Origin of the sequence: Micromonospora lupini (assembly GCF_026342015.1) — a bacterium.
GTDB classification, from domain to species: Bacteria; Actinomycetota; Actinomycetes; order Mycobacteriales; family Micromonosporaceae; genus Micromonospora; species Micromonospora lupini_B.
Genome location: NZ_JAPENL010000003.1, coordinates 494,127 through 511,228, shown reverse-complemented (window position 1 = coordinate 511,228; position 17,102 = coordinate 494,127). Strand labels below are relative to the sequence as shown.

Genomic DNA, 17,102 nt, shown 5'->3' with positions numbered 1-17,102 from the left:
TGACAGTTCAGCCGCAGGGGAGGAGTGGGCGATGGTCAAGGGTGACGTCGACACGTACCAGGAAGACGGGCAGTGGAAGAACCGCCCGGAGGGCAACGACCGGGCCAGCAGCACGCACGACTCCAAAGCCGATGCGCAGGCGCAGGGTCGTGAGATGGCGGCCGACCGGGGCGTCGAGCACGTGATCAAGAAGCAGGACGGCACGATCGGTGAGAAGAACACGTACCCGCGCAGCCGCGACCCGCGGGACATCGCGGGCTGACAGCCTTCGGCGGACTGACCTCCCCGGCCGCGCCGGCGAGGTCAGTCCGCGTCAACCCAACCGGCGACCCGGCGTGAGACGTGTCGGTTGTCGGCGGGCGAGATACCAGCCGACCAGTACGACGAGCACCAGCAGTGCCGCGATGCCTGTCGCGTAGGCGAGCCAGACCCCCCTCGGGGACTCCTCCACCGCCATCGGTGCCGCGACGGGCAGGGTGATCCGTCCCTCCGCCTTCCGTTCCACAAGCCCGCTGGCGAGGAGCACCTGTACGTCCCAGACGCCTGCGGGCAGGGCCTGGTTGACCTCGATGCGGACCTTGCCGCTCTGGCCGGGCAGGATCGTCAGGCCGTTGGTGACCTTGAACGGCCCGGCCTGGACCGCTCCCTTGCTCATCGTCAGGCGTCCGGTCATGTCCAGCGCACGTTCACCGGTGTTGGTGACATTCGCGGTGACCACCGGAAACTCGCCGATCCCGCGCTCGGCTGCCAGGTCACCGATGCGAAAGTCCGTCGGTGGCTCGCCGCCCGGACCGACGTCGAGATAGACGCGGATACCCACTCGGTGCACCTGCACCACGTTGCCGCTCTGCTTCGACCCGCTTGTCACCTGCGCCCAGATGGCGGCGTACCGCTCGCCCCTGGACGCCTTCTTCGGGACGGCGATCTCCACCGCGACCGAGTCACGTTCGCCCGGGGCGAGCTCGATGGCGGCCGTCTTCAGTCTGATCCAGCCGCTGAGGTCGTTGCCGGTGCGGTCATCGGGCACGGTGAAGCCGTCGTTCTCGACCGAGGCCGCCCCGGCGTAGAGCTCGATCTTCTGCGTCGCCGGGGAATCGTTGCGCACCTCGACCCGGCGGCTGATCGTCGCGCCCGGCTTGAGGTGGTCGATGATGTAGACCCGGGCGCGGGGATCCTCGGCCCGGGCGGCGGGGATGTCCAGCAGTCGAAGGTTGATCGCGGCGGGATCGTCCCCAGGTTCGTACCGCTGCTCCCGCGCGGCAACGGCTGGTGCCGCCGACGCCCCGACCGCTACGAGAGCGACCGAGGCCAGCAGCACCAGCCGGCCGAGCGGCTCAGACCACCGAATGTGTCACCGTCCCGGTGTAGGTGCCCTCGACGGTGCCATCCGGGATGTTCACCTGCAGCGTGGGATTCCAGCTCGCGAAGTTGTTGCCGGTGCCACCCGTGTGGCTGAACGCCGTCCGCGGAACGTTGATGATCACGGCCTGGGCTGCGGTCGGCTGTCCCGGCGTGAAGGTACCGCCGCCGGCCGTTCCGGTCGTGGGGCCCGACCAATACAGGACGTTGATGGCCGGGATCGTCTCCCCGGAGGTGCCACCGCCGCTGACGAAGTCGGTGGAGACCACGGTGGCGGTCCAGTTCGGGGTGAGCGACCCCCGTTGGTCCAGCACGGTGACCGGACCCAGTTGGCCGGAGACGGTCGTGCCCTCCACGCCGTTTCCGATGTTCGCCGTGGCCGGCACCGTGATCGAGAGACCGCCGGCGGCGTTGACGGTGAGGGTCACGATCGTGTCGCCCGTAGTGTCCGCGGCGGCTGGCCCGGCGAGGGCCACGGCTGCGGCGATACCGGCCAGGCCGGCGGCGAGAAGTTTCCTTCGCATCAAGTCTCCTTCATCCTGAAAACCCCCATTGGGCCCGGAACAAAGGTTATGCATGCACGAACGCCTAAAACGGACGAAACTGCTCTTTTCGTCCTACGGAGAGCGCCGCGACTCCGAGTCGCCGGGGTGGCGAGGGCGGCTGCCGACGCCTGCTCCGTCGCGTCCCCGACCGTCAGGCTGGGACGACGTACGGGAAGCCGTCGGCGCGCGCGGCCTTCGTGACATCGGGTGTGAGACCCGAGGTGGTGCCGGTGTTGAGGACCAGGGAGAACATCACCTCGGGCGCGTTGTCGGCCATGGTGCGGCCGTTGTGCACAGCGAAGCCGTAGTTGGCGGCCGTGCCGACCGTGTACGACAGCACGTCCGGGTAGAGCGTCCGGGCGACGCTCCAGCCGTACGCCTGCGGGTCCGGCGCGGTGCCGTTCGCCGCGACGACCCCGGCGACCGCCTTGGCGATCTCCTCTCCGTCCTCGGGGAGGTCCTGGCTGGGGTGTCGGAAGTTCGCCGGGTCCGAGAAGTCGGTGTCGTGCGGCCAGAAGACGGGCCACATCATGGGGTGGCCCGCGCGGTTGATCTGCCGCCACCCGCCCGCGTCGGTGGCCAGCAGGGTCCGACACCAGACGCCGATCTCGGTGCCCTCGCGCAGCAGCGGTTCGTCGTGGGAGACCTCCAGCACGATCGACTCGACAGTGGTGCCGGCGAAGCTGTTCTTGGCCTGGTCGACCCGCCACGCCGAGCGGTCCACACGCGCGCCGTTCTTGACCGCGCCGTTGATCGTGGCGAGCTCGTCGAGGTCGATGTAGAACGGGTCGGTGATCCGGCCCGCCCAGATCCGGACGCGCTGCCCGGTCGTCATCTCGCCGGTCCTGCCCTGGGCGATGGGAGTGCCCATCGCGGCGTCGTCGCGGGCGTCCGCGCCGGTGAGTTCGTACAGCTCGAGGGTCTGCGTGGCGTTGCCGTCCGGCTCGCCGAAGGCGAATCGGTAGGTCAGCTCCTCCAGGTCCGAGCCGTTGAAGTGGATCTTGAACTCGTAGCGGGCCTCCGCGTGGAAGCCGCGCTTGATGTCGGCCTTGGTCACCGAGCTGTTGACGTCCATGACGAACACCGTGGCGCGGTCGCCGTTGAAGACGTACAGGTCGTCGATGTAGAGCTGGCCGCCCTGGGCGGCGAGGGGCGTATCGAGGTGGTGTGACATGGGCTCACTCCCGTAACGGCTGTATCCGGATTAAACCGAACATAGCGGGCGTGACGCGGCTACCTGGTTCATCGACCGAATCGGGCTGCCCAATACGCACGCGGCGGTGGGCCGTCCGAGGCTCTGCCCGGACGGCCCACCGCCGCGTGCCGGTCTCGTCAGAAGCGGGACCACTTCTGGTTGGCCGCTCCGAGGCAGTCCCACAGGTGCAGCTTGCCGCCGTTGTTGGGGTTGGCGTCCCGCACGTCCACGCACTTGTTGGCGCTGAGGTTGACCAGGTCGCCCGCGCTGTTGAGGGTGAAGCGCTGGGCCGGATTGCCGTTGCAGCTCACCAGGTTGACCTCGGTGCCGTTGGCGGTGCCGGCCCAGGCCGGATCCATGCACTTGCCCATCGCGCGGACGGTGCCGTCGGAGGCGAACGTCCACGCCTGCGCCGCGGTCGTGTTGCAGTCCCAGATCTGCAGCTTGGCTCCCTCGACCGGGTTGGCGCTCGGGATGTCGACGCAGCGCCCGCTCTGCGCCCCCCTGATCCGGGTGGTGCCGGGCGCCGGGTCGCCGCCGCCGGAGGTGTAGCTCGACACCCGGACGTAGTCGACGAGCATTTGCTGGGGGAACTGGGTGGAGCCGTCCGGGTAGCCGGGCCAGTTGCCGCCGACCGCCACGTTGAGGATCATGAAGAACGGGTGGTCGAACACCCACCTGTTGCCGCCGAGGCGGGCGGGGTCGACCCGGTGGTACTGCACTCCGTCCAGGTACCAGGTGATGGCGTTCGGCTCCCAGTCCACCCGGTAGTCGTGGAAGCCGTCGGCGAGCGGGCTGCCGATGCTCCGGCTGCCGGTGATGCCGCCGGCGCCGGAATAGCCGGGCCCGTGCACCGTGCCGTAGACGGTGTTCGGCTCTCGGCCGATGTTCTCCATGACGTCGATCTCGCCGGCGTCGGGCCATCCGCCGCCGGTGCCGAGCATCCAGAACGCCGGCCAGATGCCCTGGCCGCGCGGGATCTTGATGCGCGCCTCGAAGCGGCCGTACGTCTGGGTGAAGGTCGCCGCCGTCAGCAGCCGCGCCGAGGTGTACTCGCAGCGACCGTAGTGGCACTGGTAGTTGGCCGGGTTCTCCCGGCGGGCGGTGATGACGAGGTTGCCCTGGCCGTCGTGCACCGCGTTGCTGGTGCTGTTCGTGTAGTACTGCCGCTCGTTGTTGCCCCAGCCGCCACCGCCGGTGTCGAAGCGCCATCTGCTCTGGTCGACGGGTGTGCCGGCCGGGGCATTGAACTCGTCCTGCCAGGTGATCGGGCCGATGGCGGCCTCGGCCCGGTCGGACTGGCCCGGGAGGGTGAGGGAGGCGAGGGTGGTGACGAGGGCGACCGCCGCGAGGGCGAGGGGCCGCAGGCGGCGTGCGGGACGGGCTGTGAACACGGGAGGCTCCTCAGCGGGCAGGTGGCGGAGGTGGCGGCGCCGGAGAGACAGAGAGCGCTCTCTATAACGAAGCATGTCGATTTAACGGGTTTCTGTCAAGAGTGTTTCCAGTGCGGCCACGGTCCGTTACCGGCGGATCACACCCCTCGATAGCTGTCGAATCGACCCTTCCTATTGCCGTGGAGCGTCCACGCGGGACAGGATGACGAGGTTCGCAGGAAACCTCCCCGTAACCTGCGTACTGCTGGTCTCTGTCACAAGGAAGTGGGAGTCAGTCATGAGCGACGCGTCGGCGGCGTTGGGTGTGCGCCTCTACCCGGACCTGGTCGAGCGGGGTGGCCTCGCCCCCGCGCTCATCGAGACCGCTGCCCGTCACCAGCTCGACGTCGGGCGGGTGACGGCCCCCGAGCAGGGGCGCGGCCGCTTCACCTGCGCCGAGCTGCACTCCGAGCAGGGTGTGGTCTGCGTCGGGCTGGGCTCGCAGGCCCGATACTTCATGATCGACATCCGGGCGGCGGAGGAGGTTCTCGCACGCGGCGACTGCATGGACCTCGTCCAGGTCGCCCAGGTGGCCTCGGCCTGGCGGTCCGGGCTGACGCTCGCCGAGCTGACCGCCCGGTTCGCGTTCATGGAGGAGATCAAGCACCGCCCGGCATCGGTGGCGCAGGCCGTCTAGCCCCCTGGCACGTCAGCGGCGCGGGCCGTCTGGCGCGTGCGTCAGCAGTGCGGGGCCCGGGCGCGTCAGCAGCGCAGGCGGGGAGGCAGCGGCGGTGCGGCGCTGACGTCCCGGTCGAGGTAGGACGCCTCGACGAAGGCGAGGAAGCGTTCCGCGTCGGAGGCGTTCGAGGCCAGGCCGAACGAGACCCGGACCGCGCCGCCGGTCGGCAACCGCAGCGCGCCGAGATATTCGTCGATCGTGTCGACACGCGCGAGCAGCCCGCGCCGCAACGAGGTCTCGCTGATCTCGAACGCGCCCTCGCCGGCGCCCGGGTTGCAGAAGCAGCCGGTCCGCAGCGAGAAGCCGGCCGCGGCGGACTCGCGCGCGACGAGCCGCTCGTCGACCGGGGCGCCGTCCGGGCGCAGGACGTTGAACGTCACGGTGCCTCCCCGACCCACGCCCGTCGTCGGCCCGTACACCCGCACCAACGGTTCGCCGCTGCGGTGCCGCAGCGTGGTCAGGCGGCCCAGCAGCCACTCGGTGAGCAGCCCGACCCGGGTGTGCACGAGGTCCACGCCTATCGAGTCGAGCCACCGCAGTCCGAATTCCACGTCCGGGATGCTCAGGAAGTTGAGGGTGCCGTCCTCGAACGCCGACTCGTCGTCCATCGAGCGGTGCCAGTCGCCCTGCACGCTCACCGCGCGGATGGTGCCGCCGGCGAACCACGGCCGGCGCAGCCGGGCCAGCGCGTCGCGGCGGGCCAGCAGCGCGCCGACGCCAGTCGGGTAGCCGAAGAGCTTGTACCAGCTCAGGCAGACGAAGTCGGGTCGAACGGAGCGCAGATCCAGCCGGTTCGTCGCGGCGAACGCGGCGGCGTCGAGCAGTACGTCGTAGCCGTGCCGGTGCGCCAGCTCGACCCAGTCCAGCGGGTGCTGCACGCCGGAGAAGTTGCTCTGCGCCGGGTACGCGAACAGTCCACGGCGACCGGAGGGCCCCCGCCGCTCGGCGTCGAGCACCGTGACCAGGTCGGACTCGGCGACCCGCAGCTCCGGCCCGCTCAGCGGTACGTACCGCACCGGGGCGCCGGCCGCCCGGGCGTACTCCCGGATGCCGTTTACCGAGTTGTGGTTGTCCCAGGTCAACGCGAACGGCGCGACCTGGCCGAAGTCGTACGCCTCGCCGACCAGCCGACAGGCGCCGCTGGCGTTCGGGGTGAAGACCACCGCGTACTCGGCCGGGTCGGCGTGGAAGAAGTCGAGCACCGCCCGCCGGGTCGACTCGACAAGCGACCCGGCCGCCGCGCTGGTGGGGCTCTCCGAGTGCGGGTTGCCGTAGAGGCCGGACAGCAGTCGGTCGTGGTGCGCCCGCACCTGGGCCTGCGCGGTCACCCCGCTGCCTGCGTAGTCGAGGTAGACCTGGCCGTGCCTGTCGAGGTGCCGGTACTCGGTGGCGCGCAGCTCGTCGATCCGGGCGGTGCCGGCGTACCCGGGCAGGGTCACCGGGGAGGCCGCCGGGGTCTGCTCAGGACGCACGACGGGCCTCCCGGCGCACCAGCACCGCCCAGGTCGCGGCGAGGAAGAGCAGCACGAACCCGCCGAGCACCAGCCAGTCGACCCAGACCGGCCGGGAGAAGCTGTCGCCGTACGTCTGCAGCAGCGGCGGGCCGAGCGGTGAGCCGCCGTCGCGCCACAGCCCTTCCACGCCTGCGATGTGCCCCAACCCCTCGAACGCCCACCGGTTCGACATCGCGTAGCTGAGCCACCGCCCGCCGGCCGCCATGGCCGGCACCGGCAGGATCGCCCCGACGAACAGCACCTGCGGGAAGCACAGCATCGGCAGCATGAGCGTCGCCTGGGCGGCGTCGGAGACGGCCGCCGAGCAGAGCAGGCCGAGCGCGAGCGCGGCCGCCGAGGAGAGCAGCAGGGTCGCGTACAGGGCGGCGAAGTCGCCGCCGTTGACCGGGGGCAGCCGGTCCATGCCGCGCAGCACCCCGAGCAGGGCCAGGTCCACCACGGCGAGCAGCGGCAGCAGCACCGCGACCTTCGCCAGCAGGTACGGCAGCAGACGGACACCCGCCAGCCGCTCCCGACGCAGGATCGGCAACTCCGTGCAGATCTGGAGCAGCCCGTAGGTCAACCCGAAGAAGAAGCCGCCGAATGCGATCCAGAACAGGATCATCACGGTGACGGTCGGGCGGGGGTCGGCCGGGTCGAAGGCGCCGGGGCGGAACAGCAGCGCGAACATGCCGAGCACCATGAGGGGCGAGCCGAGCAGGATCGCCAGCGTCAGCCGGTTGCGGGCGACGATCTCCGCGTTGCGCCCGGCCAGGACCAGCCACTGGCGCAACCGACCGACCCGCCGCCGACCAGTCCCGCCCGGGCCGACCGTCCCGCCCGGGTGGTCCGTCGCTCCCGGGCCGTTCCCCGAGGCGGGCGGGTCCGCGGCAGCCGGGTCGACAGTGGCGTCGGACGGGTCCGCGTCGCGGTACGCGGCGAAGCGCTCGGGCCACCCGGCCGGGTCGGACTCCTCGTCGAGCCGCAGGTGCACCTCCGCGAGAGAGCGCAGGCCGAAGAACTCCCGGGCGGCGGCGGGCGTGCCGGCGTACGCCAACCGGCCCTGGCGGGTCAGCACGACGACCCGGTCGCAACGGTCCACGTCGGTGACCTGGTGGGTGGTGAGCACGACTGTGGTTCCGGCGTCGGCGAGGGTACGCAGCACCCGGAGCAGCTCCACGGCGATCGCCGGGTCCAGCCCGGAGGTGGGCTCGTCGAGGAAGAACACGCCGGGTCGGGTCAGCAGCTCGACGGCGATGCTGGCGCGCTTGCGCTCACCTCCGCTGAGGCGGCCCACCGGCACGTCGGCCCGCTCGGTGAGCCGCAGGTCGGCGAGCACCTCGGCGACCCGACGGGACGCCTCGGCCGAGCCGGTCCCGGAGGGCAGGCGCAGCCACGCCGCGTAGTGCAGGGTGCGCGCCAGCGGTAGCTCGCGGTGGATGATGTCGTCCTGCGGGACGAAGCCGACCGCTTCGGGCGCGGCGCTGCCGTCGTACGCCAGGGTGCCCGCCGCCGGTCGGCGGACGCCGGCCAGCGTCTCCAGCAGGGTGGTCTTGCCGGCGCCGCTGACCCCGATGATCGCGACCAGCTCGCCCGGCGCGACGGTCAGCGAGATGTCGTCCAGGATGCGCTGTCCACCTCGGACACTCTGGCCCAGGCCGTCGGCCACGATGGCGACGCCGGTACGCGATGGTGCGGCGGTCTGCTCGGTCGTCATGTCGAAGGTGCCCGATCCGGTCGGTGACGTGGTGCGCCTGACATCGTGCCTCGCCGATGCTACGTCGCGCCGGGGGTGCCGCCGGGGCCCTCGATCACGACGTGCGACCGTTGTCGGTGGCGACCAGCACCGGGTTGGACGCCACCGAAGAAGGACTGGCACGTGAACCTGCCCGACGACCTGCTCGCGCTGCTGCGCGCGCCGAGCACCTGCTACGTGACGACGCTGATGCCGGACGGCTCGCCGCAGCTCACCCAGACGTGGGTGGACACCGACGGCACGCACGTCCTGATCAACACGGTGGAGACCCACCAGAAGACGCGCAACGTCCGGCGGGACCCCCGGGTCGCCGTGGCGATCTCCGACCCGGACAAGCCGGGCCGCTACCACGAGGTGCGGGGTCGGGTGGTCGACAGGCGCACCGAGGGCGCGGCCGCGCACATCGAGCGGCTGGCCCAGCGCTACCTCGGCGGGCCCTACCCCTGGTTCGGCGGCCGCGACCAGGTTCGGGTCATCCTCGTCATCGAGGCCGACCGGGTCCGCTCGATGGGCTGACCGGCCCGGGCATCGGGCCCGTGGGGTCCGATCCGCACTTAAGGGACGTTAGGTCGCCGACCGGTCCGCTGGTGGTGGACGTGACCAGATGGCAGTTGTCGATACGTTCGGCTCGGAGAGGCGTGGGTCACACCGGCGGCCGAGGGTGGTCGTCGGGCCCTCGACGGGGTGCTGGTATCGCGGCTTGATCAAGATCCGCCGATAGTTTCGTACTCGCGGGTAGACTTTCTTTCGTCCCGCTGTCCCGGATCGTGCCTGGTGACGGGCCTGGTGGCAGCGACCGGAGCTGATCATCCCGTGATCCCGCATTTGACAACGTTGCCACGGACAGGCGATCGTGCCAGGAGGGGTCGCGGGGGCGGCTGTGACGGGCGAATACTCTGCTTCGTCTATATTGCCGGATTGTTACATTTTCAACAGGCTCTCGCCTTGCGGATGGCCTCTTCGCCGCAATACGTTGCCGTCAACAACAAAACCAAGTGAAGGTTCAACCTTCCGGAGGCAACGATGACGTTGGCGAGGTGGTACGAGCGATGAACGACGTGCCCACCCTCCTTGAGATGCGCTCCATCACCAAGGAGTTTCCCGGAGTCAAGGCCCTCTCCGACGTCAACCTGGTGGTTCGCGCCGGCGAGATCCATGCCATCTGCGGCGAGAATGGTGCGGGCAAGTCCACGCTGATGAAGGTCCTCAGCGGTGTCTACCCGTACGGAAGCTACGACGGCCAGATCATCTACCAGGGGTCGGAGAGCAGGTTCTCCGACATCCGGGCCAGTGAGAACGCCGGAATCGTGATCATCCACCAGGAGCTCGCGCTCATCCCGGGCATGTCGATCGCCGAGAACATCTTCCTCGGCAACGAGCCGCGCAAGCACGGCGCGATCGACTGGAAGGCCGCGAACCGGATGGCGCTGGACCTGATGGCCCGGGTCGGTCTCCAGGAGGACCCGGACACCCTGATCAAGGACATCGGTGTCGGCAAGCAGCAGCTCGTGGAGATCGCCAAGGCGTTCGCCAAGGACGTGAAGCTGCTCATCCTGGACGAGCCGACGGCGGCGCTGAACGAGGCGGACTCCAAGCACCTGCTGGACCTGCTGCGTGGGTTCCGCTCGCGCGGCATCACCTCGATCATGATCTCGCACAAGCTGAACGAGATCGAGGCGATCGCCGACCAGATCACCATCCTGCGCGACGGCCGGACCGTGGAGACCCTCGACGTCAAGGCGGACGGGGTCGACGAGGACCGGATCGTGCGGGGCATGGTCGGACGCGAGCTGGGCAGCCGGTTCCCGGACCACACTCCGAAGATCGGTGAGGTCTTCTTCGAGGTCCGCGACTGGAACGTCCGGCACCCGATCTCCGCCGAGCGCCAGGTCTGCAAGAACGAGAGCTTCGTGGTGCGTCGTGGCGAGATCGTCGGCTTCGCCGGTCTGATGGGCGCCGGCCGCACGGAACTCGCGATGAGCATCTTCGGCCGCTCCTACGGGGTCTTCGAGTCGGGCACGATCATCAAGGACGGCAAGGAGATCGTCCTGAAGTCGGTCGCGGACGCGATCGACAACGGGCTCGCGTACGTCAGCGAGGACCGCAAGGCGATCGGCCTCAACCTGCTCGACGACATCAAGTCGTCGACGGTGGCCGCCAAGCTGTCCAAGATCTCCCACCGCGGCGTCCTGGACGAGGTCGAGGAGTACCAGGCTGCCGAGTGGTACCGCAAGGAGTTGCGGACCAAGGCCCCGACTGTCGACGAGAGCGTCTCCAAGCTCTCCGGCGGCAACCAGCAGAAGGTCGTCCTGGCCAAGTGGATGTTCACCGACCCGGACCTGCTGATCCTCGACGAGCCGACGCGCGGCATCGACGTGGGCGCCAAGTACGAGATCTACGGCATCATCCAGCGGCTCGCCGACCAGGGGAAGGGCGTCATCGTCATCTCCTCGGAGCTCCCTGAGCTGATCGGGCTCTGCGACCGCATCTACACCGTGTTCGAAGGCGCCATCACGGGCGAGATCGCCCGGGCGGACGCCACCCCGGAAAACCTCATGAAGCAGATGACCTCGACGAAGAAGTTGGCCTCCCGATGAGCCGTATCAAGGACCTTCAGAAGAATCTGTTTGGAGGTACGACCTCCAACGCGCGCCAGTTCGGGATGATCTTCACCCTGGTGGCGATCGTCCTGATCTTCCAGATCTGGACCAACGGGCTGACGCTGCGCTCGGACAATCTGATCGCGCTGTTCCAGCAGAACTCGTACATCCTGATCCTGGCCATCGGCATGCTCATGGTGATCGTCGCCGGGCACATCGACCTGTCGGTCGGCTCGGTGGCGGCCTTCACCGGCATCCTTGTCGCCAAGTCGATGACCGAGTGGGACCTGCCGTGGCCCGCCGCCATCGTGTTCGGCCTCGCCATCGGCGCGGCGATCGGCGCCTGGCAGGGGTTCTGGGTGGCCTACATCGGGGTGCCGGCGTTCATCGTCACCCTGGCCGGCATGCTGCTCTTCCGCGGTGGCAACCAGTTCATCGGCAACGCGCAGAGCATTCCGGTGCCGGAGGGCTTCCGGGACATCGGCTCCGGGTTCCTGCCCGAGTTCGGGCCGGACACCGGCTACAACAACGCGACGCTGCTGCTCGGCCTGGCCGCCGCGGTGGCAGTGGTGTGGCGCGAGCTCCAGGCCCGTAAGACCCGTCGGGCCATGGACGCCGACCCGGCGCCCATGTGGATCTCGGTCCTGCGGATGGCCGTCATGGTCGGCGTGATCGCCTTCGCGGCGCTGCGCTTCGCCAGCGGTCGAGTCGGCACCAGCTTCCCGATCTCCGGGATCATCCTGCTGCTGCTGGTGATCGCGTACTCCTTCTACACCCGCAACACGGCCGGTGGCCGGCACATCTACGCGGTGGGCGGCAACGCCCGGGCGGCCGAGCTGTCCGGCGTGAAGCTCAAGCGGGTCAACTTCTTCGTCATGATGAACATGTCCGTCCTGGCCGCGCTGGCCGGCATGATCTTCGTGGCCCGTTCGGCGGCCTCCGGTCCGCAGGACGGCAACGGTTGGGAGCTGGACGCCATCGCCGCGGTCTTCATCGGTGGCGCGGCCGTCGCCGGCGGCATCGGCACCATCAGCGGCTCGATCGTCGGTGGTCTCGTCATGGCCGTGCTCAACAACGGCCTCCAGCTCGAAGGTGTGGGCACCGACAAGGTCCAGATCATCAAGGGCCTGGTCCTGCTGCTGGCCGTCGCGATCGACGTCTACAACAAGAGCCAGGGGCGCTTCTCCATCATCGGGAGCCTGATGCGGCCGTTCCGCCGCGACGACTCCGTCCCACCCGCCTCACCGCCGGACGCGGAGCGCGAGCCCGCCAAGGCAGCGGTGTCCGGCTGACGGTCACCGACCTCTCCACCCCGTTCCACTTCCAGAAAGGCAAGTCCTCACCATGCGTAAATTCTTCGGCACGTCGGTGGTCGCTGTCGGCGCCGCCGCCATGCTGGCCCTCGCTGGCTGCGGCTCCGGCCGCGACGGCGACTCCGGCAGCTCCGGCGGCGAGGCCAAGGGCTTCGCGGCGAACTCCCTGATCGGTGTCGCCCTGCCGGCCAAGACCTCCGAGAACTGGGTTCTCGCCGGTGACCTGTTCACCAACGGCCTCAAGGAGGCCGGCTTCCAGGGTGACGTGCAGTACGCCGGCGCGTCGACCACTGTCGCCGACCAGCAGGCCCAGATCACCGCCATGGTCACCAAGGGCGCCAAGGTCATCGTCATCGGCGCGACCGACGCCGCGCAGCTGTCGACCCAGGTCGCCGCGGCCCACCAGGCCGGCGTGAAGGTCATCGCGTACGACCGTCTGATCAAGAACACGCCGGACCTCGACTACTACGTCGCGTTCGACAACTTCAAGGTCGGCCAGCTCCAGGGCCAGGCCCTGCTGGACGGCATGAAGGCCAAGAAGCCGAACGGCCCGTACAACATCGAGCTGTTCTCCGGCTCGCCGGACGACAACAACGCCGGTGTCTTCTTCGACGGCGCGATGAGCGTGCTCAAGCCGGAGATCGACAAGGGCAACGTCGTCGTCGCCTCGGGTCAGAAGGACGTCAAGCAGACCGCCATCCAGGGCTGGAAGGCCGAGGGTGCGCAGGCCCGCATGGACCAGCTGCTGACCTCGACCTACGGCAGCAAGGAGCTGGACGGCGTCCTCTCCCCGAACGACACCCTGGCCCGCGCCATCCTGACCTCGGTCAAGGGCGCCGGCAAGACGACCCCGATCGTCACCGGCCAGGACTCCGAGGTGGAGTCGGTCAAGTCGATCGTCAAGGGCGAGCAGTACATGACGATCAACAAGGACACCCGCAACCTGGTGAAGGAGACCATCAACATGGTCAAGGCTCTCCAGGCCGGTAACACCCCGCAGGTGAACGACACCAAGTCGTACAACAACGGCAGCAAGGTCGTCGACACGTTCCTGCTCCCGCCGGTCGCCGTCACCAAGGCGAACGCGGCCGAGGCGTACGCGAACGACCCGAAGCTCGCGCCGCTCACCAAGTAATCACGCACACGGTAGGCAGCAACGCCGATGGGTCCCGGATCTCCTCTTCCGGGACCCATCGTCGTCCGTGCCTCCTCGCCCACCCGGCACCGATCCTTTAAGGAGGTCTGACCGTGGAGACACCCGTACGGTCCAGGCCAGCCGGGGCCGGCCGTAACCCCGAATCCCCGCTGCCCCCGGTCCCCGGCGCGAGCCAGGAGGAGATCCGGCGGCAGAACCTCGGCGCCGTGCTGCGCTACGTGCACCTGCACGGGCCGACGTCCCGGGCCGAGCTGACCAGCCGTCTCGGCCTCAACCGCAGCACCATCGGCGCGCTCGCCGCCGACCTGACCGCGAGCGGCCTCGTCACGGAGGAGGCGCCGACCACCGCCCGGCGTGCCGGCCGTCCCTCCCTCGTGGTCAGCCCCCGCTCCGACCGGGTCTACGCGCACGCCCTCAGCATCGACGCTGACCGCCTGCGCGCGGCGCGGGTCGGCCTCGGCGGTCGCATCCTCGACCTGCGCGAGGTCGCCCGTCCCGGTGGCATGTCGGCGGTCGACGCCGTCGGCCCGCTGGCCGAACTCGTCCGCGACATGGAACGAAGTGTCGCCCCCGACGCGCTCCTGGTCGGCGGCGCGGTCGCCGTCACCGACACCACCCGCGACGCGGACGGCAGGCTCCGGATCGTCGGCGTCGACGAGGGCCTCAGCGTGGCGCTCGAAGCCGAACTCACCGCCGGCCCGGGGTTCGTGGCCGGCGACCTCGCCGACATCGCGGGCCTGGCCGAGCACATCCGGGGCGTGGCCCCCGGTATCGACGACCTCATCTACCTGCACGGCGACCTGGGCATCAGCGCCGGCATCGTGGTCGGTGGCCGGTTGATGATCGGCCACCGGGGCCACAGCGGCAAGGTCGGCCACATGGTCGTCAACCCGAACGGCCGGGCGTGCGGCTGCGGCTCACGTGGCTGCTGGGAGACCGAGATCGGTGAAGCCGCGCTGCTGCGGCACGCCGGGCGCGACCCCGACGACCGTGCCGCCGTGACCGAGGTGCTGCGCGCGGCGGCGGACGGCGATCCGGCCGCCCTCCAGGCCGTCGAGCAGGTCGCCGACTGGCTCGGCTTCGGCGTGGCCAACCTGGTGAACGTGGTCAATCCCGACGCCGTGGTGTTCGGTGGCTCGCTGCGCGACATCTTCATCGCCGGTGCGGACACGGTGCGGCGGCGGCTGGACGCCATGCCCCTGCCGGCCTCCCGCGAGCACCTCCGCCTGCGGGCGGCGGCGCTCGGCCGCGACGCCGTTCTGATCGGCGCCGCCGAGCTGGCGTTCGACAAGCTCCTGGCCGACCCGCTCAACGTCGGCGTCGCGGGCCAGCCCGAGGCCACCGCGCCCGCGTAGCCCGCGCTGCGCCGCCGGCCATCGGCTCGGCAAGGTCGCGGCCCTGTCGGTGAGCGCCGTTAGGCTCGGCGGCGTGGTTCCCCATCAGCTCGATCGCGCGCAGGCACGCCGGATCGCCGTGCGGGCGCAACTGCTGGCCGCCCCTCGGCCGACCGACCTGCTGACCGTGGTGCGTCAGCACGCCGTCCACGAGGACGTGCCCTTCACCCCGGAGTTGACCCGAGCCGTGCACGACGAGCTGCGCGACCTCGCGTCCTGGCTCACACTGACCGCCGAGGGCCTGCGCTGACGGGTGATCGCCGGGGCCCCCGTGGCTCCGGCGATCACCAGTCGTCGGCTACGCGATCCGACGCACCCGGCGGATGGCGAGGTAGAGCAGGAGCACGGCGAGGGCGACGAAGATGCCCGTCTCGATCCCCTGGAAGAGCCAGAACCGGTCCGCCGGCTGGTACATCTCCCAGTTGTACGCGCCCGGTTTGAGGCCCAGCTCGGCGCCGCATGCCTGGCCGGTCGGGCCCTTGCCACCCGGTGGGCACTGGATCCGCGTGTTCTCCGCGACCATCGTCCCGTCGGGGTTCCGGATTCCGACGGCGAGCACCCAGTTGCCCCGGTCTCCCTCCGGAATCCCGGGCCCCTCGATCGGGAAGGTCTGGGTGCGGGCGGGCTGGTAGTGCGGTCGGGCCAGCATCTCCACAGCTGCCCGTACGCCGATGAACCCGGCCAGGGTGATGCCCATGGCGGGCAGCATCCGTTTCCAGATGGTGCCGGCGAAGATGCCCAGCGCCACGGCGAAGAGGGTGTAGCCGATCGGCACGATGCCCTGCAGGTCGAAGACGATCACGCCGAGTCGGCCCTCGTGCGCGGCCTTGGTGAGCGGGTCGACCCACCACGACACGCCGAGTCCGTAGCAGGCCGCGAGGAGCACGACGGCCCCGCCGATCAGCCCGAACTTCACAAGCGCCCAGCGGTTGCGGCCGACGCCCTGGGTCCAGACGAACCGGTGCGTGCCCTGCTCCACCTCGCGAGCGACAAGCGGTGCGCCCCAGAACAGGCCGACCAGCACCGGCAGGGTGATCAGCAGCACCGCTACCAGGTTCAGACTGTCGTACCTGTCGCTGAAACGGCGGAGGCTCGCGTCGCAGGTCTGCGCGGCGGCCTCGCTGAGGGCGGACGGGCGTAAGCACCCCGCAAGCCCGAGGTCGGCGAACGTGTGCCGCATCGACAGGCCGATCGGCACCAGCACGGCGGCGAGCACCGCGAGCCCGAGGAGGGTGTAGAACGCCAGCTTGCGGTGTTGCCGCCAGGTCAGCCAGATCATGCCGCCACTCCCCACTCGCTGTGACTGGTCTGCGTGACGCCGTCGGCCAGGTAGGCCAGGACGACGTCCTCCAGGCTGACGTCGCGCACCGCCCAGGCCGGGTCGGTGACCGGCCCGTCGGTGCGCACCAGCAGCGTGGACTGCCTGTCGGTGTGGCTGGCCCGGACCACCTGCGCGACGCCGCCGATCGGACCGCCGTCGTGTCGCGGGCCGACGAGCTGCCGGTGTGCCGCCACCAGGTCGTCGACCGAGCCGGTGAGCTGCACCTGGGCGGCGTTGAGCACGATCAGGTAGTCGCAGACGCGCTCCAGGTCGGCCAGCAGGTGCGAGGAGAGCAGAACCGTGGTCCCGGAGTCCGCGACGCTGCCCATCAGCGACTGGAGGAACTCCCGCCGGGCCAGCGGATCGAGGCTGGCCACCGGCTCGTCGAGCAGCAGCAGCCGGGGTTGCTTGGCCAGCGCCAGAGCGAGCGCCACCTGTGCCCGTTGCCCGCCGGAGAGTTTGCCGACCGGCTTGTCGGGCGGTATGCCGAGCTGCGCCAGCCGGGTCCGGGCCAGCGTGGCGTCCCACCGCCTGTTCAGCTTGCCGCCGGCGACGACCAGCTCGGCGGCGGTGAAGTCCCGGTACAGCGGGGTGTCCTGCGCGACGAACCCGATGTCGGCAAGCCCTTCCGTGTCACCGTACGGCGACCTGCCGAACACCCGCACCGCGCCCTCGTCGGGCTTGAGCAGTCCGACGGCCAGGTGCAGCAACGTGCTCTTGCCCGCGCCGTTGGGCCCGACCAGCGCGGCGATCCGGCCCGCCGGCAGGTGCAGCGAACAGTCCCGTAGCGCCCACGTTCTGCCGTACCGCTTGCCCAGCCGGTCGGCCTCCAAGACCATGTCCATCCTCTGTCCTCTC

General features: G+C 69.9%; 16 protein-coding genes. 8 read left to right on the top strand and 8 right to left on the bottom strand.

Going from position 1 to position 17,102, the window contains the following annotated elements; all coding sequences use genetic code 11:
• Positions 1 to 31: 31 nt before the first annotated feature.
• Positions 32 to 262, top strand: a complete 231-nt coding sequence (locus OOJ91_RS30440) for a DUF2188 domain-containing protein (RefSeq protein WP_007457642.1) — start codon at positions 32 to 34, stop codon at positions 260 to 262.
• A gap of 51 nt (positions 263 to 313) precedes the next feature.
• Here OOJ91_RS30440 and OOJ91_RS30435 read toward each other — a convergent pair whose 3' ends face one another.
• The 4 genes from OOJ91_RS30435 to OOJ91_RS30420 form a co-directional block, all read right to left on the bottom strand.
• Positions 314 to 1,318 carry a hypothetical protein gene (locus tag OOJ91_RS30435; RefSeq protein ID WP_266250388.1) on the bottom strand — a complete coding sequence of 335 codons (1,005 nt, stop codon included), beginning with the start codon at positions 1,316 to 1,318 and terminating at the stop codon, positions 314 to 316.
• Positions 1,319 to 1,334: 16 nt separating this feature from the next.
• Complete coding sequence (locus tag OOJ91_RS30430; protein WP_266250386.1) at positions 1,335 to 1,883, bottom strand: hypothetical protein; 549 nt, start codon at positions 1,881 to 1,883, stop codon at positions 1,335 to 1,337.
• Between the two features lie 172 nt (positions 1,884 to 2,055).
• Positions 2,056 to 3,078, bottom strand: coding sequence for a DUF4331 family protein (locus tag OOJ91_RS30425; RefSeq protein ID WP_266250384.1), 1,023 nt, complete (start codon positions 3,076 to 3,078; stop codon positions 2,056 to 2,058).
• 158 nt (positions 3,079 to 3,236) lie between these two features.
• Positions 3,237 to 4,493 carry a family 16 glycosylhydrolase gene (locus OOJ91_RS30420; RefSeq protein WP_266250383.1) on the bottom strand — a complete coding sequence of 419 codons (1,257 nt, stop codon included), beginning with the start codon at positions 4,491 to 4,493 and terminating at the stop codon, positions 3,237 to 3,239.
• A 277-nt stretch (positions 4,494 to 4,770) separates the two neighbouring features.
• Here OOJ91_RS30420 and OOJ91_RS30415 point away from each other — a divergent pair, with 277 nt between their 5' ends.
• On the top strand, positions 4,771 to 5,169 hold the full coding sequence (locus OOJ91_RS30415; RefSeq protein ID WP_266250382.1) for a hypothetical protein: 399 nt from the start codon (positions 4,771 to 4,773) through the stop codon (positions 5,167 to 5,169).
• A gap of 65 nt (positions 5,170 to 5,234) precedes the next feature.
• Here OOJ91_RS30415 and OOJ91_RS30410 read toward each other — a convergent pair whose 3' ends face one another.
• Both OOJ91_RS30410 and OOJ91_RS30405 read right to left on the bottom strand, forming a co-directional pair.
• A complete protein-coding gene (locus tag OOJ91_RS30410) occupies positions 5,235 to 6,683 on the bottom strand; it encodes an aminotransferase class V-fold PLP-dependent enzyme (protein ID WP_266250380.1) in 1,449 nt (482 codons plus the stop codon).
• The gene (locus OOJ91_RS30405; RefSeq protein ID WP_266250379.1) at positions 6,673 to 8,421 is read right to left on the bottom strand and encodes an ABC transporter ATP-binding protein/permease; all 1,749 of its coding nucleotides are present in this window, start codon (positions 8,419 to 8,421) and stop codon (positions 6,673 to 6,675) included. The genes OOJ91_RS30410 and OOJ91_RS30405 overlap by 11 nt, the downstream gene beginning before the upstream one ends.
• Before the next feature lie 162 nt (positions 8,422 to 8,583).
• Here OOJ91_RS30405 and OOJ91_RS30400 point away from each other — a divergent pair, with 162 nt between their 5' ends.
• The 6 genes from OOJ91_RS30400 to OOJ91_RS30375 all read left to right on the top strand — a co-directional run bounded on the left by OOJ91_RS30400 (position 8,584) and on the right by OOJ91_RS30375 (position 15,173).
• The gene (locus OOJ91_RS30400) at positions 8,584 to 8,976 is read left to right on the top strand and encodes a PPOX class F420-dependent oxidoreductase (RefSeq protein WP_266250377.1); all 393 of its coding nucleotides are present in this window, start codon (positions 8,584 to 8,586) and stop codon (positions 8,974 to 8,976) included.
• Positions 8,977 to 9,509: 533 nt separating this feature from the next.
• Positions 9,510 to 11,057 (top strand): multiple monosaccharide ABC transporter ATP-binding protein, encoded by a 1,548-nt coding sequence (gene mmsA, locus OOJ91_RS30395; protein ID WP_266250376.1) that lies wholly within the window; start codon positions 9,510 to 9,512, stop codon positions 11,055 to 11,057.
• Complete coding sequence (mmsB, locus tag OOJ91_RS30390) at positions 11,054 to 12,352, top strand: multiple monosaccharide ABC transporter permease (RefSeq protein WP_266250374.1); 1,299 nt, start codon at positions 11,054 to 11,056, stop codon at positions 12,350 to 12,352. Before mmsA ends, mmsB begins: the two co-directional genes overlap by 4 nt.
• 52 nt (positions 12,353 to 12,404) lie before the next feature.
• Entirely contained in the window at positions 12,405 to 13,508 is a 1,104-nt protein-coding gene (locus tag OOJ91_RS30385) for a substrate-binding domain-containing protein (RefSeq protein ID WP_266250372.1), read from the top strand.
• Between the two features lie 170 nt (positions 13,509 to 13,678).
• Entirely contained in the window at positions 13,679 to 14,884 is a 1,206-nt protein-coding gene (locus OOJ91_RS30380; RefSeq protein ID WP_266251493.1) for an ROK family transcriptional regulator, read from the top strand.
• A 73-nt stretch (positions 14,885 to 14,957) separates the two neighbouring features.
• Positions 14,958 to 15,173 (top strand): hypothetical protein, encoded by a 216-nt coding sequence (locus OOJ91_RS30375; RefSeq protein ID WP_266250370.1) that lies wholly within the window; start codon positions 14,958 to 14,960, stop codon positions 15,171 to 15,173.
• Positions 15,174 to 15,221: 48 nt separating this feature from the next.
• Here OOJ91_RS30375 and OOJ91_RS30370 read toward each other — a convergent pair whose 3' ends face one another.
• Positions 15,222 to 16,202 (bottom strand): transporter, encoded by a 981-nt coding sequence (locus tag OOJ91_RS30370; RefSeq protein ID WP_266250367.1) that lies wholly within the window; start codon positions 16,200 to 16,202, stop codon positions 15,222 to 15,224.
• The gene (locus OOJ91_RS30365; RefSeq protein ID WP_266250365.1) at positions 16,199 to 17,089 is read right to left on the bottom strand and encodes an ABC transporter ATP-binding protein; all 891 of its coding nucleotides are present in this window, start codon (positions 17,087 to 17,089) and stop codon (positions 16,199 to 16,201) included. Before OOJ91_RS30365 ends, OOJ91_RS30370 begins: the two co-directional genes overlap by 4 nt.
• Positions 17,090 to 17,102: the final 13 nt, after the last annotated feature.